The sequence below is a fragment of the Carnobacterium jeotgali MS3 genome (assembly GCF_000745125.1).
GTDB classification, from domain to species: Bacteria; Bacillota; Bacilli; order Lactobacillales; family Carnobacteriaceae; genus Carnobacterium_B; species Carnobacterium_B jeotgali.
Genome location: NZ_JQNF01000005.1, coordinates 615,887 through 637,807, shown reverse-complemented (window position 1 = coordinate 637,807; position 21,921 = coordinate 615,887). Strand labels below are relative to the sequence as shown.

Below are 21,921 nucleotides of genomic sequence, written 5' to 3'. Positions count from 1 at the left end.
CCTTTATTCTGGTTGTTCTAATGCTGTCAATCTTGCTACTATGTCATTCAAATCAACCGGACTAATAACAGTAACCAAATCTAGTTTAGTCTTATCAGATGCGCTAAAAAGACCACTCTGTAAATGAGTAGCCTCGATGTATTCTTTTAGGTTATCTAACTTTACTTTGTCTTCTGGTGTCATGGTTCCAGGAGGACTTCCTGGTACTGGAGTTACTGGAACATAAATCGGTAAGTCTTCTATATTAACGCCTAAATCGTCAATTGCTTTTTTTAAATTTTGCAAAGCTAAACTCGTACCTGTTTCATCGTCTATTTCTAAAGTCGTGTTTAAATTATTATATGACGTTTGGATTTCGTTGTATCTATCAACAATTTCTATGTTTGACTCCGTTAATCTAAAAATAGAATTTGCTTGGTTATCCACTATCTTTTGCAAGTTATCAATATTTACTGCACGTTTATTCGATTCTTTTTGGTACTGCGTTAACGTTGGTTGCTTTTCTCCTAGTGTTAAATCTGGGTTGCGAGGATCAATGAAATCAATACCTATTTCTGCAATTTGAATAGGTTCGTCAATTGCTAGAATTGGATTATCTATATAATGCCAATTTCCTTTCTTTAATTGACCTATTCCGCCATTTATTAACGAATAATCCAACGAAGAAACGTTGTATGTTGTTTTAATCGCCTTTTGACTGTCCATGAAATCTCTTGCTTTAGTAAGCAAAATAGAAGGTTCGTTTACATCATCGTAATAAGGTTCAGAACTCTTTACCTCACCAAATTCAGCAATCAACTCTTCATCACGAATATACTCAATGCCGTTATTCACTGACTGAATCCCAACTCTTGGTTTGCTTGCGCTGGTATCTTCATCATCTGTGTCAATCGTTGCACCTTTCGGAATCAACACTGTTACCAATCCGCTTGGATCTATATTCTTTTCTAAACTTTTCATGTTTTTGCGCATTTGAATCGTTGGTTCTGCAACTTGTCCAACTTCTGCCAAATAATCTAGATACATACCGCTTTCTTCATAACGCACAACTAGATAGCCACCTAATCTATCAAGCAACTTATCTTTAATCGTGTCATACGTTTTCTCATAACCTAAATAGCGGTAAAGCGAATCGTTGGGATCTGTTACCGTTACATTACCTACTTTAAAACGTTTATGCGGTTCAGCCTGCGCGTTGTGGCGGCCTATTATTGTCTTAAACAAATCAAAAACGGATATGTTTTGGAAACGCCCGTAAGTTTGGGTAGTGTCATATAGATAAGCCAATACATCTTCGCATTCATACGTTTCTGAGAACATCGAACCATTTGACATAGACTGTTTTAAATTGAATATGCGACCGTTAAACGCTAATTCGTCTGTTTGGTCGTCTGTTACCTTAATCAACGTTTGATAAGGCTTAATTCTACCCCACATAGGACTGAACGGGTTAACAGTGAACGTCATAGTAGAAATGCCTTTCGTTTTAAGTTTACCGTTTGCTACTGATGTTTTAGCGCCTTTTGGAAAAGGGTTATGGATAACTGTTCCTTCTTTATCATTTGGTCCGTCGTGCAAGGTCAACCAATACATTACTTGACCTCCTTATGCCAACTAAATGAAATCGTTCCGTTACCTGTAATCGTCATTGGATTGTTCCCAATTTCAAGTCTGAAACGTTCTGAATTAGTTGTTCCTGCTGATATTTGAAAGGTTTTATTTCCTTTGCTGATTATCATTGCTGAACTTGATGTAATCGTTGGAACACTTCCGATAATTCCGACATTAACTAAATCGACTACCTTGCTTCCACTAATCGTAAATGCGGTATCTTGAACGTAATCCGTAATATCTTTCGTATCCCAATAAGGATCATCTTCTGGCGTTTCTTTAATCTTATAAGGGTAAGCGTCAAACTCAATCGTGTATTTCATCATACCTGTTGCGATATCAACACTTGTATCCACATTGATAACTTTAGCCATGTAATAATACAACGGCTCTGAATCGTCCCATAACGGTTCGTGAGTACCTCTTAATAACCAGTTTTCAACTTGACGTTTAACAAAATTACGCTTGATTGGTTCTGGTTCGAATAATTGATATTCATAAGTCAATGGCCTGTTTTTAGCAATCCTTTCACCGAACATCATCGAAAAATCAACCGAACCATGCATACCAGGAATCTCTTCTGGCAGATCCACATCTTCTGGTGGTGGAAGATAACGAGAAATTAGTCTTAATCCAAATTCTTCTGGACTTTTTTGTTTTGTTTTAAACCCCATTATCTATCCCCACCTTCCACTGTTTGTTGTTTCTGTCCCTAAAAATGTATCTACACCAGGTCCAATCGTTCCAATTAACGCATCGTTAAAGTAGACGTTTCCGTCTTTATTAACGAGTTGTTTCAACAATTTAACCATTTCGCTGTAACTTGTATCCGAAGAAGCGTTAGAACTTCCAGCACTACCAGAAACACTTGATATACTTGTGCTCATTTTGGCATTGATTCCCATTGCCATTTCGGCACTAGGTATTGAGTTAACTACTTTACTGGCCATTAATCTGGCCGCTTTAACTGCTTTGCTCGTATCTTTTTCCATACCAACAGCGATACCTTGTGGTAGATAAACCCCTATTTCTTTTTCAAAAACTTTTGAAGGTGAATTTATATCGAAAGCACCTTTAACAGCACCAATGATATTTCCAGCAACTTCTTTTGCTTTTGATATAACGTTACCTACCGCATTGCCAATACCTCTAGCTAAACCAGACATTAAGTCATAACCAGCTGTAACTAGTCCACCTCCAGGAAACGCTTCTATAATAGCTCTCAATAATCTACCTGCTGCTGATTTCATTTGAGGTGCGCTTTGTTCAATGTTTCTAGCCAAGCCGTTCATTAAAGTAATGATTGCACTAGTTAAACGACCTTGTGCTTGTAAAATCCCTCGAACCATTGCATCGACTAAATCCATTGCTGCGCTTACGATTCTGCCTATTTGACTAGCAATCCCGCGTAAAAAAGCCACAATCAAATTGACTGCAGAAGCAATAATACGAGGTAGATTATTCGCAATCCCGTTTAGGAAAGCAACGATTACGCTCACTGCTGCAGTAATAATTCTAGGTAAATTGTTAGCAATTCCACTCAAGAAAGCAACAATTACATCTACGGCAGCCGTGATAACATCTGGTAAATTATTCGCAATTCCTTGCAACCAAGCAACTAACAAATTAGTTCCACTCGTTATAATTGACGGTAGTTTTTCAGTAATCGCATCTAGGAATGTCGTGATTAAAGTGCCGACTGTCTCAACAATTTTTGGCAAATTATCAATCAATCCTTGAAGGAAAGCGATTAATAAATTTGTACCTGCTAATAAAATTCTTGGTAAGTTAGCAGTAACGCTCGCTAAAAATACAACAATTAAATTAGTAATTGCTATTACAAATTGAGGTATGCCAGCAGTTAAACCGGCAACTAGCGACACGATTAGATTAATACCTGCTAAAATGATTTGTGGCAAACCGGCCGCTAAACTTCCAAGCAATGCAACAATCAATAAAGTAGCTGAGGCTGCAATAGTTGGGATCAATAACAACATGCTTGCTGTAAATGCTAAAATTAAATGAGTTGCTGCTAAAGCGACTTGTGGCAACCCTTGAGCTAAACCAGAAATAAATCCAGCAATGATTGATAAAGCACCAGATATAATTCCCGGCAGTGCAGCGCCAATTGCGGTTAAAATACCCGCTAACATGTCACCAACACTTGCCCCGACTTGTCCGCCAGCTTCTTTCACTCCACTAGCTAAGTCGCTAAATCCGTCCAACATTTTTTGAATACCATTTTGTACATCTCCACCACCTAATGCTTTAGCTACCAATTCAACTATCTTGATAACTAAGCCGATTGGGCCTAATAAGGTTAATGCAGCTGCTTTTAGGATAGTGAAGGCTATTTCTACTAAATTCATTGATTTAGCTGCTTGTGCGATTGGTTTAACAAATGCAACGAATTTATCCACCAATTTAGTAATAGCATCGCCAATTGAACTAGCATTTTTAAATACGGAATTGTCAAACAACTCTTTAATTTTATCTTTTGCTTTATCAATATATGGAGATAGTGCTTTTAACGGACTAACAATTTTCTGAATAATATTCCTAAATTTCTCACTCGTCTTATAAAAGTAAACAAACGCTGTAACCAATGCTCCTATTGCTAAAACTACTAAAAAGACTGGGTTCGTTAATAACGCAAAACCAGACTGGATTGAAGCTAGTATTTTCATTTTATTTGCTGCTAAATAAACCGCACCGAAAGCACTAGCTAAGGTAACGATTGCTCCAGCGATTGCATAGACTAAAGCAGGATTAGCGGTTAAAGCTTTAGCAAATCCGCTCAAAACACTTATAGCACCTTTAGCGCCTGCAATAAACGGAGCCAGTAAAGGAGCTCCGAAAGCGGCTGCTACATCTGTGACAACTTGTTTCATGTTACCTAAGACGTTTTCTAATCCATTAGTTTCACGAGCTGCTTGTCCAAATGCTCCGGCCAATTTGTTTCCATCCTCAACCATTTGCAAAAGAGTTAACTGTTTCTGTGATTCTTCAAGATCATTAAAAGATTTCCCATAAAGTTTATTAGCTGCTGCATTTCTGGTTGTTTCTGTAGAAGAAATACCTAGTGCAGCGTCATTTTCATAGTTACCTTTTAAATATGATTGTAACGTTTCTGTTGTTTCTTCAATTGATTTATCATAGAATGCCGAACTATCTGCAGCTGCCATCGTTGCTCTTTCAGTCAACTTAAGCGCATCTGCTGTTTCTAAACCAGTCGTTTTAGCAAAGGCGGCCATTTGAGTAAATGTGCCTTTCAATCGACTTGGCAACATACCAGTATCTTTCGCTATTTTATCAACACTTTTAGAAGCATTTTCTTCCATGCCACTAAAAACAGCGTCAAATTGTGCGTTAGTAGCTTGTAAATCACCAGCTGCTTTGATACTGAATCCACCAAAAGCACCCGCAATAGCTAGTATGCCTAATGCAGCATTTTTAGCCATGTTGACGGATTGTTCAGATAACTTATTGACCGAATTGCCAATCTTATTGCTACTACTAATCGCCTTATCTTCTACTCTACTTAGTGCTTTATTTACACCATCATCATTCAAATCTACTTCTATTAGAACTTTACCATCTGCCAAATTTATTCACCTTCTTCCACGTTGTGGCCAGGCAATGCATACATATTCTTTAAATCTCTTAAATTCTTGTTTTCTTTTTGGCTACCTTTACCAGTTGCAAAAGGACGTTGTCTAATATCTACCACTTCTTTAAAACGTGTATCAGACGGCAACCCTTGCAGCAACGCATTAAACTTTCGCCAATCTAACTCGCCTTGCACTTCGATTAGATCAATTCCGTACGCTTGAACAAACGACGCATATATGTAGTCTGCATCGTGGTTTAAAGAATACAACTCTTTGCTTTTCGGTTGTGGCATTGGATTACCTTGCAAATCTAAAAGCGATTCTCCGTTTCCTTTATCGATGATGAACTCTGTTTTGATGGTCAAGAAAGCTGCAACAAGCATTTCCATGTCACAAGTTTTATCTTTTTCTAGTACGTTGCAATCAAGCAACATCTTCATGCCGATAAATATCTTGTTCAAATCATCAATAGTCGTATCTTCCAGCAAATCAAATAATCGAATGATATTATCATACGACATATCAACTACATACTTTTTATCGTTTATCTCGATTTCGTTTTCTGTTTGATATGCAAGTGACAGCATTTAGCCACCTCTATCTTTTTTTCTTTTTAGGTTTAGCAGAATACTTGGCAATTTTCTGTTTTGTAGAATTTCCTAATTCGTTTGTAATACCTTCTCTGATGTCAATAACAACATCTAGCAAACCGACTGCACGACCAACTTTTTCTAAGATGTAATCACAAGGGTTTTCTGCAAATAAGATAGCTAAAACACCTCTGAAATCTTCTGTCAACAAGTCGTAAACTTCTTGTTCTGTTTCTGATTGTTCGTATTTATCAAACGAGTTTTCCAATGTTGCAATCGCTTTTGTAAATTTCTCAACATTTTTATCTGAAATATCTGCTTCAAATATTTTTCCACCTAAATCCACATCTACGAGTGAACTACCTAATTGAATTTTGATTGCCATGATTAAACTCCTCCTAATTTTTCAAATAAAAAAAGGCTACCCTTTTCGGATAACCTTCACTTCTTAGACTTCTGGGATAGCTGCTGTAACAGTCGGGATACGTGTATAATTTAATACACAACTAAATGCATCGTAATCTGCAGCATCTCCACCGCCAGTTATAATATCATTAACAGTCGCAGGACCTTCCACCACTACTCCGCTTGTGTACGTGATTCTATGCCAAATATTACGGTCAGCGCCTAATTTACGTTTCATGCGATCAACCATTTTTTGAGCTGCATCTTCGGGGTCGTATGTCCCTTCAACTGTCCATGCTTCCGCCAACGAGATAACTTCATTACTTGGCGTACCATCACCATCATAATAAACAGCATCGTCTTTTTCTTCTTCTGTGTCATCTGTGATCGAACTAATATATTTAGCTAACTCAACATATCCTTCTACCGGAATTGTTTCGTCAATTCTTGGTGCGATTTCATGTTTTCGTAGGGCGTTTTTTGTTCTTGCCATTCCTATTCACTCTCCTTCATAATTTCCGCTTTATAAGCAGCTGTGTATTTCCATTCGCTTGCTGTTGTTTTTTCTAATAAAGAAGGCGGAACATAACTTTCACAACTTTCGACTTTATATCCGGTAACGCTAAATGAATTACCATCTAAAAAAGTATCGATTGCTTCTGCAGTGTTCATCGCTTCCTCTGGGTTTGGACTTTTAACCAATACTTGAATTTGGATCACTCGTTGTCTTTCATCGTCATAGAATTTCGTTCCTAAAGTTGACGGCATAGAACCAATCGAGATACTCCTTTCGTTTGTAGTCAAACCATTTAAAGCAACCGTTGTGAACAAAGTCATGTTCGATTCTAAATGAGTTTTCAAAGCTTTATAAAATTCAAACACTACTTTTTCACCTCCGATTGCGCTATTTGTAACCATTCTCCTATATGCTCTGCTTTTGCTCTCTCAAACCACATAGCACCTGCATTAGGGTTTTTATCGGTACTAAAGTTAAACTGCGGATTCCAGTACAATTTACGACTGTATGGCGTATCCCAAACCAACTTACCTTTACCGAACTCTGACGCAACTAATGAGCTACCGATTAATAAACCATCAGCAAACGGTGCGTAAAAGTTAGAATCTTTTACAATCTGCTGATCCAATATAAATTGAGTACGTTCAGTTTTGCGTTTAACCTTCTTAAATGCTCCAGCAAAGTTTGACTTAACACTAATTCCCATTAAATCAACCTCAATTCTAAATGGTGAAGTTTCTCGCCATCGTAAAACTCGTCAACTTGTCTTAATTCCATTTCATTGCCGTTAAACGTTAGTTTAGAACCTTTAACGAATGTTGTCGGTGTGCTAAATACAACATCCCAAAAAACAGTTGTCGTGCTCTCTACGCTTTCACCTGTACCAGAACGAACGAGTTTCGTTTTTGGTTCAACTCTAACTTTTTCAATAGTTAACGGCTCAGCATATTCATTACCCCAACCGTCATCTTCTTGTTTCTTCTTGTACTCAATTGAATGAATCAGCAATCTTCTTTTGATAGGATTAGCCAATTACACCAACTCCTCCATAAAGCAAACCAGTGGGCCATAAATAACCTTTTACACTATCTGCAATTAACAACTTATTGCTATTGCTACCACTTGAACCGCTACTTTCCGAATACGATCCGATACTTACCGAACCGCCACTATCTGAAACGGTAGATGATAATTCACCATTCTCAGACAAGAACTCAACTTGAGCACATACAGCCTCTTTAACGCGCTCTTTTTGGAATGTGGTCAACTTATCGAAATCAGTTATGCGATACTGAGTGAGTACGTTAATATCACGCTCAGCACGTTTAATTAGTTTCGTTAAAAAATCGGCATCGCTAATAGCGACACCGACATAGTCATTTTTATAATAATCTGCGTCCACGTACATAAGACACCTCTATTCTTTTGGTTGTTCCGTTTCATCTGCTGCTTTTTGTTCTTCTTTTTCTTCTTCAATGTCACCGATGAAACCCTTTTGTTTAAGTTCTTCGATACGATCATCAGGCACTTTACGTTTAGTTGCAGGGAATAAATCCCCCGCCTCGTAAACTCGTCCTAGAGGGAACGTTTTTGCTTTGTCTTGTAGATCACGCCATTTGATTAATGCTTCTTGTTTAGCCATTATCAATTTCCTCCTAACCTGCTGGAATTACTTCCGCTTCTGTTAACTTAGCTTTTAAGATAGCTTTTTTGTTGTTATCCGGAATGTACTTACCGTATTTAGCGGCTCCTTGAATAGCAACACCGTAAAAGTCTTCTGAATCGATTGTACGAACCATTGAGAAGCCAGTTCCTACAACTCCTACGTTATCTGCTGCGAAAACAGCTTGTTCACCAGTTACAAAGTAAGCATCTGGAGTTTCTTCCAAAATGAAACCTTTGAATGCGTACAACGTTTGAGAATCAATATTAGCTGAAGAATTTTTACCAGTAGTAGCTAAACGGCTATCAACTAGGAAGTTGAACACATCTGGATTAACATAAGCAACCCAAGGAATAGCACTAGAAACGTTGTTATTGACCATTTTTTTGTGAGCTGCCGCAAATAAAGCTGTAACGCCATCTTCTGACAACACGCCTGCTAATGTTTCGCTTGCAGAAGTAGATAACAAAGTGAAAAGGAATTTGTTTACATGCTCAGTCCACGCTAAAGCTTGCGCTTCTAAACGTTCAGCAACAACTTGGTCTGGGATGTCGTTAACTGTTACGTTATCAACACCTTCATGGATTGATAATGCGCCATCATAAGGAACTGTAGTATCAACTGCTTTGATTTCTTTACGAGGACCAAAACGGCTTGTATTTCCAGTTCCTGTTCCAAATCCAACGTTAGCTCCTGTGTTATACGTTTGGATAACCACTTCTGAATCAGTTGTTTTCAAATGCAAGAAATTGTCAGTATCTTTAACCCCATCAGTTACTTGAATAGTTCCACCAAATGAACGCAAGAAACGTGCTCGTTTAGCAAAGATATTCTGGAAAAGACTCATGTATTCTAATGTGTATAATTTAATCGCCATGTTTTTTTATCCCCTTATTTTTTGTATTTTTTTGCCACCAACTCAAAAGCGTTGGTTTCTTTATCGTCTTTATTTTTATTCCCTTTTTTGGAAAAGTAAGGACCTTTTTCGTCTTCTTTACTCTCCTTAAACATCGGAAATTCTTCTAAAACTCCAGCAATAGCAGTTTCGATATCTTCTTCGTCTGATAACTTAGCAAGTTTAATTACCTTTTCAAGCTTATCAGCTGGTACACCTTGTTTTAAAGCTTCAAGTTCAGCTTTTGTATTCGCTAATTCTTCTTCTTTTGCAGATAGGTTGCCTTTTAAAGCTTCTAAATCAGCGTTGTCTTGTTCTTCTTTACTTTTGCCAGCGTTATCCAACTTAGCAGTTGCTTCGTCTAATTTAGCTTGCAATCCAGTTGCTACTTTGCCTGATTTCTTTTCTGCTCTATCAACTCTATCTGCAACTATTTGATCTACTTCTTCTTGAGTGAATGATTTCGATTCATCAGCTGGTGGAGTAGTTTCATCACCATCAGCAAAGAATTGTAATCTCATAGGAATTTTAAACAATTTAGTCATAATCATTCTCCTTTTTTAAGTCTTGTTTGACTGTCTCTTGCCAGTTTATAGCCTTGAGCATGGTTGGGCTTGGAGATTAACAAGCGATAGCGTTTCCTCGTTTATCGATTAAGTATTTCTTTCTAGAAAAACAATAGCAACGTCTGAACAAATCAATTTGCAACCATGATTCAATGAATAGCGATCCATTTTCACGATACTTTGTCATGTGATGTTTAATCATTTAATAACCTCCTAGCCTATTATTTCATCTACTAATATTGATTTAGTAACCTCTAAAAGACCTATAACAGAAGAAGTGTCATCCGTCGAAAAAGATATATCTACTTCTTTATCCGACGTGATTCCCAAAATAATAATTTCATCGTAATTCTGTTTAGTTTCATTTAACTCTTTAACTAATTCGTTTACTGAAACCCCTCGCTCTTTCTTTTTGTTTAACTTCTTTTAAATCTATTACATTACCCACTAACTCACCCTTTCTTATTTTACAAAGGCTAGTCACTAACTAGCTTAGAGAAATGGACCACTTCCTTTCTTACAACTTGGATAACTCGCTTGGTGTAAATGAAGCATACGCATTTCTTCTTTCATCTATTAGTCGCTTCTGTACGCAAATCAAACGATATTTTCTTTCTGCTTACGCCTAGTTCTGCCAGACTCTTTGATAAATTTAGTCATTTCTCGTTTTCTCTTCTCGATTTTTTCGTCAGCTTTCAGCAAATCTTCTTTGCTAACTTCCATAGCGTCAAGCATTTCACGTTCTTTCCTAGCTTTACGGATATTCCTTTCTAAATGTCGTTGCCTTTGAGATTCGATATACTTTTCTTCTGATTCTTTTTTATCGTAAGATTTATAACGTTTCGTTGAGATCCCTTCAACATACGCGTATTCTTGGTGACCGCACGCAATACCAGTAATCATTCCATCAGCACCGATACCATAAGTTGTTTCACTTCTTGCTGGATACTTCTTAGACTTTCCACTCCTAGAATAAACTTTCCCTTGAAACTCAACATGTGAAGGACGGCTTCCTGTATGACTGCTGAACTCGACTAAATCAATGTCGTAATCATCCATGCGCCCTTCTTGCATTTCGTTTACCACATTCTTTTGAGTAGCACGCAACACCATGCTGATATAAGCCTCTGTACTCCACTCCTTACCCGCTTTATCAATGATTGCTGGAATGCCGCTTTCTGCCCATTCTCCCGCAACCTTAATCAACGACTGGTAAAGTGTTGAGTTACCGGTTAAAACATCTGTACTAGCCTTAGTTATGATGTCAATGTATGCCTGTTCGCTGAATGTCAGCATATTTGAATTAACCATGTTCGTAACGTCCTTAGATTGTTTTTCTAATGCTAGTAAACGATCATAAACGTTATTGCTAGGCGGAACATAATCGACACCAGCATCTACCAACGCTTTATTGCGTCCTTCGAATGCTTCGATTTCTGTCACACCTAGCTCGTTAATATAATTGATTAATTCTTGAACCGTCATGTCGCTGTACTTAGCCAATACTTTCAATTGATCGTTTCTTAATACGCCTAACTGAGATAATTTAGCCACTCGCCACTGAGTAACTCCGTCCTTGTCTACGCCTTCGCCATTTCCAATTACTTTGCCAATATTCTGGAGCATTTCCAATTCAATTTGCTGATACATTCTTTCTACGAATATATTCCCTTGAATCGCCATTCAATCACTCCCTAACGTTTGTTGCTGCTACTCCGAATAAATCTGAGACATCAGCATTAACCGTTCTGGATTGCTCTTCTTTAATCATGTCTAACCATTTTTTTGCTGTCTCTTCTGGAACGTCGGATGTTTTTTGAATAGCAATCAATTTAGGAATGAAGCCAGCACCCGCCATCGCTGAATAGTAATTAAAGTTTTCTTGTCTGTCTTGAGCAATTGAATCATCGAAATCAATGCCGATTTCAAATTCACTTGGACCACCATATAATTTATATAGTTTTGCTACGTCAATAATGGACGTAATTAATTCTTTCAATCCTTCTTCAATCAAAACCTCGTGCTTGTTCTTTGTTTGATACGTCTTAGAGTTCTGAGACACTACTTCTGTTGCTGTTTTAATACCTGTACCGTCGAATCTAAACGAACCCGGGTTAAATCCTATCTTCATGCTTAACACGTCTAAGACGGAGTTAATCGAATTGATAATGTCAGTTGAGCGGATATCTACAGACATATCAGTAACACCTTTACCTTCTTGTAAAGTAAACGCATCGAATACCGTTTCTTCTGGATCTAACACATTTACAATATTCCCGTTCATATCTGGATAAGGTTTGACCATGCTTCTATCTACTGCAATACGTCGTTTACCTAACTTAAACTCATGAAAGAAGAAGTCATACATATAATCCAATAAATACAAATCATCGTAGCAATTCTCGAATAAGCTAATCCCTAAAGGGCTTGTCATATCTTTGTTGTTTGCAATGTTTGGCTTGAAATACACGAACAATGAACGTCTTAAGTTGTTAATGTATGTCTTTTCCTGTAAGTCTGGATAAAGAACTCCTAACCCCACTTTTGTACCTAACTCACCTTTGACAGTTGATTGATACAATTCATTCGTAACAATATATTGGTTACCTTCCCATTCATTCCACTCAAGCAATGTATAGTGTTTGTCGCCTTTCGTTTCTTCGCTGATGAATAAAGCTTCGTCAATGCTCTCTGAATCGCTAGACAGTGGATAAAAAGCATCTGCTACTGCATAAGCTAGTTTGACTTGTCCATCATAAGCAAATACTTTAACGGCCATGCCACCAGTCGCATAAGCATATTCGAGGTAGCGTGAAAAGTTCTTATGAAATCCATTTTTCCTCAAAGTTTCGTCAACAAACATCTGTGCCGCTTCATTAGCAATTGTAATCGTTGCTTTCTCGTTGAATATCAACGTTGCCATTTCCTCAGCAACCTTTTTACCCATTCCCATTGATAGCATGTTGCGTTTCTTCTTTTCTCCTGCAGACGTTCTAAATTCGATGTCGTGCCACTCCGATAAATACCCGCTATAGATAGCTTTATTCTTTGCGATACGATCATATGCTTTATCATCCACATTGATATCCTTATGTTCCGTAATCGTCTTTAGTTGTTTGATAATCCCCATTCTAGTTAACCACCCCTTTACTTTTGCGATTGTCTTATCGAACATTTAATCACCGCCCACCTGTTCCGTTGCACACATTACAAGGAACTGTTTGTTTACTGTCTTTCGAAATACCTCCACCATTAAAATAAGAAACTCTTTCCATTTGCTTCAGTTGACCAGTTCCGTTGCAATAAATACAAATTTCTTTTGGTTGAAGATTAATTCCAAACTCTTTTGGTACATTCGAAAACATCGTTTCAATTTTCATATCCAACCCTCCTAAAATTTAAGTCCTAATTGTCTCAAATTGTCTTTAACGAAATATTGGAAGCAGTCGCACGTATGGTCATCGTCTTTGATAACTTCCGGTTCTCTTCCTGGTTGCAACGTCTTTTGATCCCACTGGTATTTCTTGTGTTCATCCATGAATATTTTATTGCTTAGTATGTTCATTACATAAACGCGACCTTGTGCCAATAAATCATGGACGTAGTCAATCATGTCTACCTTCTTACTTTTTGCTACTGCATGGATATGTTCACCGTAATCGTTGAAATATTGGTTACGAATCCCACCCTCGGCAGAATCAATTGTTTTCTGGTAAATAGGCACATTGTATTTTTTTCTTACTTTTTCGTAGAAATCATATAAGTCTTTTGTCATTTCACTTGGAGGCTTCTTGTGCGTTTTACCTTTTGGCGAATAGTAATCAGTATCTAATATCACGATGTTTTGTTTGTTAGTGATACCAACCGCAATCGTCGCTGTAGCTGATACCATGTGCCCAGTATCTGTTGCAAAGTACAATCCATATAAATGCTCATCTTCTGGTAACTCGTCTATTAGATGGAATAAATCGGCATTATAAACGTTGTCGCCCATTCCAATAACTTCACCTTTATACATCCATCGCCAATAATCGATATCATTCTTTTTGTAGTTCTCAATCTTATTAAGGATTTGTTTCGAATTATATCCTCGAATATCATCCATGTAAGTTGAATGATGGACTAGGTAACTTTCATTATTCTTATGCTTCTTAGCAAATTCATTACTCCAATGATACGGGTTGCGTTCTGGGTTCCATGAGTACCACGTCTGCATTTCTCGACCATCTGGCAACACCTTACGGATAAAGGTATCTTGAATAGTATCTAAAGCTTTTTCTCCATCGAAAGAGTTTGCTTCTTCAAACCATAAATCTTGAACGTAACCAACTGGAATAATTAATGACTTTAGTTTCTCTGGATCATCAGCTCCACTAAAATGGAAACCCGTTCCCCATTTTTTATGAATAATCTCCATTGGATTAGCTTTAAATATAAATTGATTTGCAACTCCTGCATCGTGCAAGGCCCATGATATTTGAGAATAGACTGATTTACGCAACGTATTTGCAACCTGCCTCAAGATAACCGCATTCCCCATTGGATAGCGCATCTTCTTTTCTACAAGCTTTTGACTGACTACAGAAGACTTCGTGCTTGAACGACCACCCGTTAGAATGATGTCAGACTTCTTTGTAATCCAAACCGGATAAAATTTAGGGTTTAGCTTCTTGAATGGATCGTTAACTTTAATCGGCATAAGCTTCACCATGTTCGGCCATGTATTGATTCATTGCTTCTTCATTGTCAACGAATACTACACCAGTGTTTTCATCGTCTCCACCAGCCATTAGCTTAAGTAACTCTTGCATAGCTTTCTGTTTATCGTACAACTGAATCACTGGACCATCTTTACCCATTCGTACTTCTTTGATTAGCCTGCCATCTATTTCACTCATATCCTTAAAGTTAACGTACGAATCCTTGTAAGTGACTAGCTCGCCATTAGTGTTCATTAACGGATTGCCATGCTTATCGTGAACCTGTATTTCATTTGCTCCGTACTCTACGAAATCTGTTACATCAGCAAATGACTGTTTAAAGTATTCTCTTTTGATATCTTCAACACTAATCAGCAGTTCTGTATCTGTTTCTTTCTTGATATCTTTGATTGCCTTGATAATGCAAGGCTTTGTAAGTAGTTTGTTACCTTCTGTTCGAGCTGTGTTATAAGTGGTATCTCTTACTTTCATGTAGGACTTAGTGGCATTCCAACTCTTTATATATTCATAACAGAATTCAATTTCCCATCCCTTTAACTCACTATTGCTTTCGATAATCTTTTCAGCTTTTTTGGTTGCAACCTTTTTACGTTCGGTTGCCTTTTTGGTTGCAACTTTCTTCTTAGGGTTGCTTAACCATTTCTCTCTACTTGCTCTACTCTTTAACGTACCTAACTTAGCATTATGCTTCTCTGCTAAATCCTTCATCGTAATATCGCTTGTTTCATATTCCTTACGTATCTCTTCCCAAATCACATCTAGTCACCACCTACCTTATTAAAGTCTCCTTCACTTGTTAGTAGTTTTTGTACGCTAAACCAATTGTAGTTGCGCTCCATAGAGTAACTCATGATCTATCTTCTTCTTGGCTCTCTCTATATAACGCTGCACGGTACTTCTTGGCACGTTCATGTATTCAGCTGTCTCTGCATAAGTATTGCACTTACCGTAAATGGAGATATATGCCACTCTCTCGACTTCTGACAGCTCTCTCATCACATCATCTATTAGTTGCAACTCTTCTCTTTCTAACTCTCTAGGCGCTTCATACGATAGATATTTGCTATGTTCTATATTCCCCCACAATTGAGTGCGCTTCTTCTTGCTCTGGTTCGTGATAGGTCGTTTCTCACCCGCCATCCGTTCATGTCCACTCTCAATCCAAAACAATGCGTATTCTGTACTTGATATCATTCCGCTAATCTGGCTAATGTCTGCTTCTAAATCTGTCAATCGCTGCAGTTGGTCCATTGATAAATATTCTATTTCTTTTAGAAACGCTCTCTCTCGATCTCTACTAAACTTCTCTTTGTTTAATCGTTTCAAATCTTCTCGGTATTCATTTGCAATGTCATAGGTGTACTTCACTTCTCACTCCCCCTTTAAACGCAAAAAAAGAGGCAACAATTAAACCTATTTCTAGGAATTAATCATTGCCTCTAGTATGTCTAGTCAGCTTATTCAATTATAATTTAGTCTTTACCTTCGTCTCTTCTTCGATGTACATAACTTTTCCATCAGCGTTCGTTAGTGTTATGTTCGTCTTGCCGAAATCCGGTAATTCTTTAAAATAACTTGTGCCATTTGATAGTACTATTATACCATGTTTTCCTTGTAATGTCGCTATTTCGTCGGGGTATATTTGCCTAAATTCCACTTATTCACCGCCTAATATTTCTAGAGTAATTGAAAGAAGAATGTCCATATTTTGATCACTGCGATAGCAATTGCTCCTAGTATTAAAAGAGATACCAATACTGCTGCACACATTGCAAATGCTGTTCCGATTGCATAACCTATTTTATCATTCGTCTTCTTCATCTTGTCAGCTCCTTAGAATGGTAAATCATCATCTTGAATATCAATTGGTTGACCGTTCTTTTCAAATGGATCTCTTTGCTCGTTACTTGATTGGTTATGAGATGAACCGTTAGATTGCACATTGTCTGCTTTCTTTTCTAAGAATGTAAAACTTTCAGCTACCACTTCCGTTACATATACTCGCTGCCCTTGCTGATTATCGTATGAACGTGTTTGAATACGCCCTGTGATACCTATCAACGTTCCTTTACGAGTAAAGTTAGCTAAAGTCTCAGCTGACTTGCCCCATATAACTACATTAGGGAAATCTGCTTCATGTTCTCCTTTAGCGTTCGCAAACTGTCTATTGACTGCTAAATTGAATGTTGCTACTGCTTTTCCTGCTGGCGTATATCTTAAATCAGCATCCTTTGTTAATCTTCCTGTAAGTACAATATTGTTTATCATTTTTTAAATTTCACATCCTTACTGTAAGTTTTCATTAACCCTTGAACTAAACCTAAAGCTAGATTGTCCTCAAACGCAGTTACCATTTCTTCTGTATTCATTTCTTCTAAAGACTCTTTCAATGCTTCTTTGATATCTTCGTCAGCAATTTCAACAATATTTAATACCTTATTTTCTACTTTATTTAAATCTACTGTTAGTTTCATTTCTCCACTCCTAGTCATTCGGATTAGTTCCGCCATAATGAGATGCTATGTCTTTCACTGATTCCTCCATCTTTATCCGCTCATTCACTTTCAGCAAGTCGTTCATGAAACTTACTAATTCGGGGTTCTTAACCTTGCTTAAGTCGTAATCTTTCGCATTATCAGCTTTTTTTTCGGTTGATAGTTTCATGGTTAGTCCTCCTTAACGTTTAAATGATTACTTATAATTGATTTAAAAATAGCCTCTAAAACATCTACTACTATGCTGTTTCCCGCTTGATGATAAAGAGTTCCATTAAGTTTATTCATTTGACCAGGATGTTCCTTCAGCGCTCTTTCAAAGTCTATATCATCAAACCCCATTAACCGCCAACATTCAAGCTCAGTTAAATATCTAAATTTATTACCTTCAACTCTTATCACACCACTATTAGGAGATCTCATTTGTTTAGTCGTGATTGTCCATGTATATTCTTTTATTTCCGTCAACATTCTTCCGCCATATGTTCCAGAAACTTTTTTACCAGGCAATTTACTTAACATACTAGGTTGAGTAATAAGATGTTTATCGCTAAATTCCTTTACTAAAAACTCATCTATTGATCTCATAGGTTTTCTTTCTAACAAATCGAAATTAAACCACTCTCCGTTTAGAACAGATACAGTAAACAACCTTTCTCTAGCTTGAGGTATTCCAAACTCTCGCGCATCCAAAACTTTATAAGAATTTGTATAACCTAATCTTTCCAAATCTGTTAAATATAAATTAAAAGCACTAGACATCTTTTTAGATAAAGTATTTTTCACATTTTCCCAAACAACGACTTTAGGCTTCCAATTTCCTAAATTTTCGATAATTTTTATTGTTTCAAACATTAGACTGGATCTTGTACCATCCTCTACATTTCCACCGTATTGTTTTCCAGCAATACTGAAATCTTGACAAGGAGAGCCGTGGACCAAGATATCAGGTTTTAAGTTGTACCCAACAACGGATTCTGGTTTGTACCGATTATCAAACATCGCGTTATAACTACGAACCGCTTTCTCATTCCATTCCACATAATCGATTGATTTATGCTCCACACCTAGATTGATTAACGCTTTTCTAGGTGCCCCAATCCCTCCAAACAATTCAAGTATTTTGATCACAATTTAATCCCCCTAAGATCTATTAGCTCTAGTTTTAACCAACTTAGCTGGTCGTCTCCCGCTTTTCGGCCTATTCAACACTTCTTTTTCTGTCATAAATCCTAGATAATAGGCTCCTGCATAATTCGATACCGCCTGTGCTAGTTTGTTCGGATAGCCGACTAAACCGTTACTGTAGTCTATGAATGCGTAAGGCGGAGCATTTTTTGGGTCTGTGCAACGGTAAAAATGGTAACGTTCATTCATTTAGCTTCCTCCAATTCAATAGCAATCCGTCTATTTTTACCGCTACCCTTCTTCTGATAAGTAGCGCTCTTGTAATACCAAATCGTCTCTACTTTTACGTTTAACTTTTCTGCACACTGTTTAGCTGTGCCTTCTGCGAGTATTTCATATCCTTTATATACTGCGAATGTTTTAGTCACTTACTTCACCCCTATCTCAACTTATTCAGCACATCTTTAGACTTCTGGTCTACGTCTGACATATCCATTTCAGCCTGTTTAAGCTTGTTTGCTTCGTTAGTAGATGTTTCCTTTAACTTGTCGTTCTCTTTCTTTAAGGCTTTATTTTCCTGCGTTTTAGCGTTGACTCGCTCCAAGTAATGCAAATACTGCAATTAATGTGATAAGTGTTGCTTTTAGTAGTTTTTTCATTTAGATTGTTCCTCCGTTAGTTTTATAATTTGGAATTTTTCATCTTCTTCTCTAAGTTTCACGATAATTTCATCTATATGTTTGCTAGAAACATTCCAGTACATCGTTCTTCCATTATATTTATAAGCACCGTTTATCTTTTTAACGCCTTGTTTTAACCATTTTTTCAATATCTTGTCATATTCTAAAACCAAAACACCTACTCGTTCTTCCTCTTTTTTTCTGTTCATTTTCTGTTCTTGCCTGTATTTGCGTTTTCCGTGCTCAGATTCAACTTCGCGGAATAATTCTAAATCATCCATATTTTTCCAATCGCTTTTTTCGTTGTACTCTTTTTCTACTTGTTCGTCTGTCATAGGCCACAACGATTGTCTGTAACTTAATCGATCCATCTCTACTTCTCCCCCTTATCAACTATCGTTATCCCTAAATGCCCTAATTCCTTCAAAACTTCCTTCTTCTGTTCTGGTCCAACCATGTCAGCCAGGATTAATTGTGACGTGATAAGCTTCATGATCGTTGTTTCGCAATCTTCGGTTAGTTTGACTTTTACTGTGGTCATATATTAGACTCCCATACGATTTTTAATTCATGTATTCAATATCTTCAAAACTGACACGTCTTAATCCGTTCATTCTAGTTGCTACTAAATAAACTTTTTCTGTTTGATAATCCATTTGTTGAATGCCGTCTTTTACATAAGGTTCTTCAAAGATATATTCCAATTTATAACTAGTTTTAAATTCCCTAATTCCACATATATAACCAATTTCTCTGATTGATTCTTTCTTATACTTGTCAATTTGGACATATCCACCAGCCATATCATCAGACATTAGATGTTTTTCGAGGTTTGATATACCTTGGAGTTTTAACTGTTCAGTAGCTCCTTTACGTTGCCAATGCTTTTTGATTAGTACTTTGTCGCCTAATTCGTATTTCATTGGTTTACTCCTCCAATCAATCCTGCAGGTCTCGACCTAATCAGCTTTTTCTCCGCTTGGTCCAGTACCAACATCGCAATATCAATCTCCTTACATCTAAAACGCTTAGCCATCTTATTCACGCTATCGCCTTGCTCCCACATTTCGCGGAACTCTCTCAGCTCCGCGTCTTCCCAAATGAATTTGCGTTCCTCAAGAATAATTGTCATAGCTCGCACCTCCAATTTCTTCTAAGTAATCGTTAGGTTGTTTCGTCCAATCAATATCTTGGTGGAGAAAAGTATCTACAAATCTGCATAGCTTCAAAAATAATTTTGACGTTCTTTCGTCGGTAACTTTCCCGCCATTTTCAACATGATCCCTAACTTCATCTTTGATCACTTCAATGTAACTATTCGGAAATCTGTCTGGTAACGGATAAGCCATAATACTCTTGGCCCAATTATTCATCTACTCACCTCTAGCTAGTTTTTGGAATTCTGCTTCTTTATCTGCTGTCCAACTACTTGTTTCTTTTTGTGACTCTTGGTAATCACTTTTAGCCCAATCTGGTAAAGTTTCTTTTCTGATAGGTTGCTGTTTAAAACCTTTATTCTTATTTTTTTCACGCGCTTTTTCTGCAGCGTCTATGCTAGCGACTGTATTCAATCCTTTTTGCTCCCAATTAATCAGTATCTTATTAACGTAGTTCCAATTTCTAGCGTTATTAAATACCGCAATAGTCATTGCTTTTAATACGACTTTTTCAGCTTCTTCGACTTCAGTTCCTGTATCTGTAATATCATCCAACCAACCATCTACTGATTGAACAACAATAGATGACAGGGTTCCAAAACCGTTATCTTCATAAAATTTGAACAAATTTGACGACGACGATTCTTTTAACTCTTTTATTAGTTGCTGATTTCTTTTATTTGAATAGCTAGCTGTATTATCTATCTCTTTCTCTAGCTCTATATCTAACTCTATCTCTTTCTCTAACTCTATCTCTGGTGTACTAACGTCCGACGTTTGTCCGGACATTTGTCCAAGTGCTAAATTTTCAGCTTTTATACGTTCTCTATACTGCTTTTTACGTTCTGCTTCTGTGCTCGATTTACCAATAAATGTTTGTATATCAGAGATAAAGATAGTCCCGTTATCAAATGTTTCTATTAACCCTAATTCTCTAAAAATCTTAATCGATTTCTCAACATCACCAACGCTGTGTCTGGTAACACTTGCCAACATATCTGAGTTGTAAGGTATGCGTTCGTTTAACATCACCTTACCGTCGTGCTTCAAGCTTTTCAGATACATTTTCAGCAATATATTTGAATACTTGTAGCCGTCTGGCATGCTTTCTAAAACAATCATTTCCTCTGTTTCAAAGAAATTTTCTTTTAATTTGATATAGTAATATTTCTTGTTGTCAGCCAATTTCGATTGCCTCCATTTCTTCAACTCTTTTTTTAGTCATTAATCCTAAAGTTATAACTGCTTCTTCATTCAATTTTATTGGCAATATGTGGTATTTATTAAAAAAATCTATTTCAGTCATGGAATGCATTTCTGTATGGTGTTCTCTACATAAACACATAGCTCCTCTTCCAACATGATTAACTTTCGTTCTATCATTTCCCATACCTACAGTTGATCCATTTGTATGATGAATGTCTGAATAAGGCTTACCACAAACCCAACAAAGCCTTTTTAATGTCAATGCATATAGCATCTTGCTAGTATTGATAGTTAAGTAAAACTGCTGTTTGCGGAATGGAATATCATTGACGATACATAAGTCGATAACGTATTCTAAAAGCTCGCTAGCGACCGTTTTTTTCATCTGGTTACGTTTCAAACTTGGATACTCTTCTAAGCTGATTAACTTCATAAACTGAACTCTTAAATATGAATCAATCACGTCTGCTGTGTAGCCTGTATACTCTTCTATATCTCCAACTAATGCCCAATAGTGATTGCGTTGCAAGTCTGTTATCGTGTCTTTCTCGTAGAAATCAACAACCAACTCACCTTGCTTACTTTTCCGAACGATTTCATCCATATCAAAACCGCTCGGGATGTCGATTATCATCTTGTTACCAGAATACGATTCAAGCTTTCCGACAAATTCCAT

35 protein-coding genes are annotated in these 21,921 nt (G+C 37.1%); all 35 read right to left on the bottom strand.

Annotation, left to right across the window (positions count from 1 at the left end; genetic code table 11):
- Positions 1–3: 3 nt before the first annotated feature.
- A complete protein-coding gene (locus BP18_RS05600) occupies positions 4–1,593 on the bottom strand; it encodes a phage tail protein (protein ID WP_029277476.1) in 1,590 nt (529 codons plus the stop codon).
- Positions 1,593–2,285, bottom strand: a complete 693-nt coding sequence (locus tag BP18_RS05595) for a hypothetical protein (RefSeq protein ID WP_029277477.1) — start codon at positions 2,283–2,285, stop codon at positions 1,593–1,595. The genes BP18_RS05600 and BP18_RS05595 overlap by 1 nt, the downstream gene beginning before the upstream one ends.
- Before the next feature lie 3 nt (positions 2,286–2,288).
- Positions 2,289–5,216 carry a phage tail protein gene (locus BP18_RS12325; RefSeq protein ID WP_051669235.1) on the bottom strand — a complete coding sequence of 976 codons (2,928 nt, stop codon included), beginning with the start codon at positions 5,214–5,216 and terminating at the stop codon, positions 2,289–2,291.
- Between the two features lie 2 nt (positions 5,217–5,218).
- Positions 5,219–5,809: a Gp15 family bacteriophage protein gene (locus BP18_RS05585; protein ID WP_029277479.1), complete on the bottom strand. Its 591-nt coding sequence runs from the start codon at positions 5,807–5,809 to the stop codon at positions 5,219–5,221.
- Between the two features lie 10 nt (positions 5,810–5,819).
- A complete protein-coding gene (locus tag BP18_RS05580) occupies positions 5,820–6,197 on the bottom strand; it encodes a hypothetical protein (RefSeq protein WP_029277480.1) in 378 nt (125 codons plus the stop codon).
- Positions 6,198–6,260: 63 nt separating this feature from the next.
- Positions 6,261–6,710: a phage tail tube protein gene (locus tag BP18_RS05575; RefSeq protein WP_029277485.1), complete on the bottom strand. Its 450-nt coding sequence runs from the start codon at positions 6,708–6,710 to the stop codon at positions 6,261–6,263.
- Positions 6,711–6,712: 2 nt separating this feature from the next.
- Complete coding sequence (locus tag BP18_RS05570) at positions 6,713–7,099, bottom strand: minor capsid protein (RefSeq protein WP_029277486.1); 387 nt, start codon at positions 7,097–7,099, stop codon at positions 6,713–6,715.
- Positions 7,099–7,440, bottom strand: coding sequence for a minor capsid protein (locus tag BP18_RS05565; protein WP_029277487.1), 342 nt, complete (start codon positions 7,438–7,440; stop codon positions 7,099–7,101). Before BP18_RS05565 ends, BP18_RS05570 begins: the two co-directional genes overlap by 1 nt.
- Positions 7,440–7,766, bottom strand: coding sequence for a putative minor capsid protein (locus BP18_RS05560; protein ID WP_029277488.1), 327 nt, complete (start codon positions 7,764–7,766; stop codon positions 7,440–7,442). The genes BP18_RS05565 and BP18_RS05560 overlap by 1 nt, the downstream gene beginning before the upstream one ends.
- Positions 7,759–8,142: a head-tail connector protein gene (locus tag BP18_RS05555; protein ID WP_029277489.1), complete on the bottom strand. Its 384-nt coding sequence runs from the start codon at positions 8,140–8,142 to the stop codon at positions 7,759–7,761. Before BP18_RS05555 ends, BP18_RS05560 begins: the two co-directional genes overlap by 8 nt.
- Before the next feature lie 9 nt (positions 8,143–8,151).
- Positions 8,152–8,376, bottom strand: coding sequence for a hypothetical protein (locus BP18_RS05550; protein ID WP_029277490.1), 225 nt, complete (start codon positions 8,374–8,376; stop codon positions 8,152–8,154).
- A 13-nt stretch (positions 8,377–8,389) separates the two neighbouring features.
- On the bottom strand, positions 8,390–9,274 hold the full coding sequence (locus BP18_RS05545) for a hypothetical protein (protein WP_029277492.1): 885 nt from the start codon (positions 9,272–9,274) through the stop codon (positions 8,390–8,392).
- A gap of 14 nt (positions 9,275–9,288) precedes the next feature.
- The gene (locus BP18_RS05540) at positions 9,289–9,837 is read right to left on the bottom strand and encodes a hypothetical protein (RefSeq protein ID WP_029277493.1); all 549 of its coding nucleotides are present in this window, start codon (positions 9,835–9,837) and stop codon (positions 9,289–9,291) included.
- Between the two features lie 76 nt (positions 9,838–9,913).
- Positions 9,914–10,060: a hypothetical protein gene (locus BP18_RS12580; protein ID WP_155860417.1), complete on the bottom strand. Its 147-nt coding sequence runs from the start codon at positions 10,058–10,060 to the stop codon at positions 9,914–9,916.
- A 395-nt stretch (positions 10,061–10,455) separates the two neighbouring features.
- Positions 10,456–11,541 (bottom strand): phage minor capsid protein, encoded by a 1,086-nt coding sequence (locus BP18_RS05535; protein WP_029277494.1) that lies wholly within the window; start codon positions 11,539–11,541, stop codon positions 10,456–10,458.
- A gap of 4 nt (positions 11,542–11,545) precedes the next feature.
- Complete coding sequence (locus tag BP18_RS05530) at positions 11,546–13,033, bottom strand: phage portal protein (protein ID WP_029277496.1); 1,488 nt, start codon at positions 13,031–13,033, stop codon at positions 11,546–11,548.
- Positions 13,034–13,037: 4 nt separating this feature from the next.
- Positions 13,038–13,238: a hypothetical protein gene (locus tag BP18_RS05525; RefSeq protein WP_029277497.1), complete on the bottom strand. Its 201-nt coding sequence runs from the start codon at positions 13,236–13,238 to the stop codon at positions 13,038–13,040.
- A gap of 11 nt (positions 13,239–13,249) precedes the next feature.
- A complete protein-coding gene (locus BP18_RS05520) occupies positions 13,250–14,557 on the bottom strand; it encodes a PBSX family phage terminase large subunit (RefSeq protein WP_197050079.1) in 1,308 nt (435 codons plus the stop codon).
- Positions 14,547–15,335, bottom strand: coding sequence for a terminase small subunit (locus tag BP18_RS05515; RefSeq protein ID WP_051669236.1), 789 nt, complete (start codon positions 15,333–15,335; stop codon positions 14,547–14,549). Before BP18_RS05515 ends, BP18_RS05520 begins: the two co-directional genes overlap by 11 nt.
- Before the next feature lie 57 nt (positions 15,336–15,392).
- Positions 15,393–15,947 carry a sigma factor-like helix-turn-helix DNA-binding protein gene (locus tag BP18_RS05510; RefSeq protein ID WP_029277501.1) on the bottom strand — a complete coding sequence of 185 codons (555 nt, stop codon included), beginning with the start codon at positions 15,945–15,947 and terminating at the stop codon, positions 15,393–15,395.
- 97 nt (positions 15,948–16,044) lie between these two features.
- Positions 16,045–16,236 (bottom strand): XtrA/YqaO family protein, encoded by a 192-nt coding sequence (locus tag BP18_RS12705; RefSeq protein ID WP_029277503.1) that lies wholly within the window; start codon positions 16,234–16,236, stop codon positions 16,045–16,047.
- Positions 16,237–16,256: 20 nt separating this feature from the next.
- The gene (locus BP18_RS12570; RefSeq protein ID WP_155860418.1) at positions 16,257–16,400 is read right to left on the bottom strand and encodes a hypothetical protein; all 144 of its coding nucleotides are present in this window, start codon (positions 16,398–16,400) and stop codon (positions 16,257–16,259) included.
- A 12-nt stretch (positions 16,401–16,412) separates the two neighbouring features.
- Positions 16,413–16,847, bottom strand: a complete 435-nt coding sequence (gene ssb, locus BP18_RS05500; RefSeq protein ID WP_029277505.1) for a single-stranded DNA-binding protein — start codon at positions 16,845–16,847, stop codon at positions 16,413–16,415.
- A complete protein-coding gene (locus tag BP18_RS05495) occupies positions 16,844–17,053 on the bottom strand; it encodes a hypothetical protein (protein ID WP_029277509.1) in 210 nt (69 codons plus the stop codon). Before BP18_RS05495 ends, ssb begins: the two co-directional genes overlap by 4 nt.
- A gap of 10 nt (positions 17,054–17,063) precedes the next feature.
- Positions 17,064–17,243 (bottom strand): hypothetical protein, encoded by a 180-nt coding sequence (locus BP18_RS05490; RefSeq protein WP_029277510.1) that lies wholly within the window; start codon positions 17,241–17,243, stop codon positions 17,064–17,066.
- Positions 17,244–17,245: 2 nt separating this feature from the next.
- A complete protein-coding gene (locus tag BP18_RS05485) occupies positions 17,246–18,205 on the bottom strand; it encodes a DNA cytosine methyltransferase (protein WP_029277511.1) in 960 nt (319 codons plus the stop codon).
- A 12-nt stretch (positions 18,206–18,217) separates the two neighbouring features.
- Positions 18,218–18,451, bottom strand: coding sequence for a hypothetical protein (locus BP18_RS05480; RefSeq protein WP_029277513.1), 234 nt, complete (start codon positions 18,449–18,451; stop codon positions 18,218–18,220).
- On the bottom strand, positions 18,448–18,630 hold the full coding sequence (locus tag BP18_RS05475) for a hypothetical protein (RefSeq protein ID WP_029277515.1): 183 nt from the start codon (positions 18,628–18,630) through the stop codon (positions 18,448–18,450). The genes BP18_RS05480 and BP18_RS05475 overlap by 4 nt, the downstream gene beginning before the upstream one ends.
- A 227-nt stretch (positions 18,631–18,857) precedes the next feature.
- The gene (locus BP18_RS05470) at positions 18,858–19,253 is read right to left on the bottom strand and encodes a hypothetical protein (protein WP_029277517.1); all 396 of its coding nucleotides are present in this window, start codon (positions 19,251–19,253) and stop codon (positions 18,858–18,860) included.
- Between the two features lie 2 nt (positions 19,254–19,255).
- Positions 19,256–19,423, bottom strand: coding sequence for a hypothetical protein (locus tag BP18_RS12565; protein WP_155860419.1), 168 nt, complete (start codon positions 19,421–19,423; stop codon positions 19,256–19,258).
- A 22-nt stretch (positions 19,424–19,445) separates the two neighbouring features.
- Entirely contained in the window at positions 19,446–19,805 is a 360-nt protein-coding gene (locus BP18_RS05465; RefSeq protein ID WP_029277519.1) for a hypothetical protein, read from the bottom strand.
- Entirely contained in the window at positions 19,802–20,014 is a 213-nt protein-coding gene (locus BP18_RS05460) for a hypothetical protein (protein WP_051669237.1), read from the bottom strand. Before BP18_RS05460 ends, BP18_RS05465 begins: the two co-directional genes overlap by 4 nt.
- Positions 19,998–20,255: a hypothetical protein gene (locus BP18_RS12320; protein WP_051669238.1), complete on the bottom strand. Its 258-nt coding sequence runs from the start codon at positions 20,253–20,255 to the stop codon at positions 19,998–20,000. Before BP18_RS12320 ends, BP18_RS05460 begins: the two co-directional genes overlap by 17 nt.
- Positions 20,256–21,224 (bottom strand): phage replisome organizer N-terminal domain-containing protein, encoded by a 969-nt coding sequence (locus BP18_RS05455; RefSeq protein WP_029277521.1) that lies wholly within the window; start codon positions 21,222–21,224, stop codon positions 20,256–20,258.
- On the bottom strand, positions 21,217–21,921 hold the full coding sequence (locus BP18_RS12315; RefSeq protein ID WP_051669239.1) for a putative HNHc nuclease: 705 nt from the start codon (positions 21,919–21,921) through the stop codon (positions 21,217–21,219). The genes BP18_RS05455 and BP18_RS12315 overlap by 8 nt, the downstream gene beginning before the upstream one ends.

What these genes read in the sequence shown, in the direction of transcription:
- BP18_RS05465 (WP_029277519.1), bottom strand. Translation starts at nt 19,805, where the DNA reads ATGAAATACGAATTAGGCGACAAAGTACTAATCAAAAAGCATTGGCAA.
- ssb (WP_029277505.1), bottom strand. Translation starts at nt 16,847, where the DNA reads ATGATAAACAATATTGTACTTACAGGAAGATTAACAAAGGATGCTGAT.
- BP18_RS05595 (WP_029277477.1), bottom strand. Translation starts at nt 2,285, where the DNA reads ATGGGGTTTAAAACAAAACAAAAAAGTCCAGAAGAATTTGGATTAAGA.
- BP18_RS12570 (WP_155860418.1), bottom strand. Translation starts at nt 16,400, where the DNA reads ATGAAGAAGACGAATGATAAAATAGGTTATGCAATCGGAACAGCATTT.
- BP18_RS05535 (WP_029277494.1), bottom strand. Translation starts at nt 11,541, where the DNA reads ATGGCGATTCAAGGGAATATATTCGTAGAAAGAATGTATCAGCAAATT.
- BP18_RS05525 (WP_029277497.1), bottom strand. Translation starts at nt 13,238, where the DNA reads ATGAAAATTGAAACGATGTTTTCGAATGTACCAAAAGAGTTTGGAATT.
- BP18_RS12320 (WP_051669238.1), bottom strand. Translation starts at nt 20,255, where the DNA reads ATGAATAATTGGGCCAAGAGTATTATGGCTTATCCGTTACCAGACAGA.
- BP18_RS05480 (WP_029277513.1), bottom strand. Translation starts at nt 18,451, where the DNA reads ATGAATGAACGTTACCATTTTTACCGTTGCACAGACCCAAAAAATGCT.
- BP18_RS12315 (WP_051669239.1), bottom strand. Translation starts at nt 21,921, where the DNA reads ATGGAATTTGTCGGAAAGCTTGAATCGTATTCTGGTAACAAGATGATA.
- BP18_RS05495 (WP_029277509.1), bottom strand. Translation starts at nt 17,053, where the DNA reads ATGAAACTAACAGTAGATTTAAATAAAGTAGAAAATAAGGTATTAAAT.
- BP18_RS05530 (WP_029277496.1), bottom strand. Translation starts at nt 13,033, where the DNA reads ATGTTCGATAAGACAATCGCAAAAGTAAAGGGGTGGTTAACTAGAATG.
- BP18_RS05470 (WP_029277517.1), bottom strand. Translation starts at nt 19,253, where the DNA reads ATGGATCGATTAAGTTACAGACAATCGTTGTGGCCTATGACAGACGAA.
- BP18_RS05580 (WP_029277480.1), bottom strand. Translation starts at nt 6,197, where the DNA reads ATGGCAATCAAAATTCAATTAGGTAGTTCACTCGTAGATGTGGATTTA.
- BP18_RS05600 (WP_029277476.1), bottom strand. Translation starts at nt 1,593, where the DNA reads ATGTATTGGTTGACCTTGCACGACGGACCAAATGATAAAGAAGGAACA.
- BP18_RS05575 (WP_029277485.1), bottom strand. Translation starts at nt 6,710, where the DNA reads ATGGCAAGAACAAAAAACGCCCTACGAAAACATGAAATCGCACCAAGA.
- BP18_RS05585 (WP_029277479.1), bottom strand. Translation starts at nt 5,809, where the DNA reads ATGCTGTCACTTGCATATCAAACAGAAAACGAAATCGAGATAAACGAT.
- BP18_RS12565 (WP_155860419.1), bottom strand. Translation starts at nt 19,423, where the DNA reads ATGACCACAGTAAAAGTCAAACTAACCGAAGATTGCGAAACAACGATC.
- BP18_RS05545 (WP_029277492.1), bottom strand. Translation starts at nt 9,274, where the DNA reads ATGGCGATTAAATTATACACATTAGAATACATGAGTCTTTTCCAGAAT.
- BP18_RS12580 (WP_155860417.1), bottom strand. Translation starts at nt 10,060, where the DNA reads ATGATTAAACATCACATGACAAAGTATCGTGAAAATGGATCGCTATTC.
- BP18_RS05555 (WP_029277489.1), bottom strand. Translation starts at nt 8,142, where the DNA reads ATGTACGTGGACGCAGATTATTATAAAAATGACTATGTCGGTGTCGCT.
- BP18_RS05520 (WP_197050079.1), bottom strand. Translation starts at nt 14,557, where the DNA reads ATGCCGATTAAAGTTAACGATCCATTCAAGAAGCTAAACCCTAAATTT.
- BP18_RS05460 (WP_051669237.1), bottom strand. Translation starts at nt 20,014, where the DNA reads ATGACAATTATTCTTGAGGAACGCAAATTCATTTGGGAAGACGCGGAG.
- BP18_RS05565 (WP_029277487.1), bottom strand. Translation starts at nt 7,440, where the DNA reads ATGGGAATTAGTGTTAAGTCAAACTTTGCTGGAGCATTTAAGAAGGTT.
- BP18_RS05490 (WP_029277510.1), bottom strand. Translation starts at nt 17,243, where the DNA reads ATGAAACTATCAACCGAAAAAAAAGCTGATAATGCGAAAGATTACGAC.
- BP18_RS05540 (WP_029277493.1), bottom strand. Translation starts at nt 9,837, where the DNA reads ATGACTAAATTGTTTAAAATTCCTATGAGATTACAATTCTTTGCTGAT.
- BP18_RS05550 (WP_029277490.1), bottom strand. Translation starts at nt 8,376, where the DNA reads ATGGCTAAACAAGAAGCATTAATCAAATGGCGTGATCTACAAGACAAA.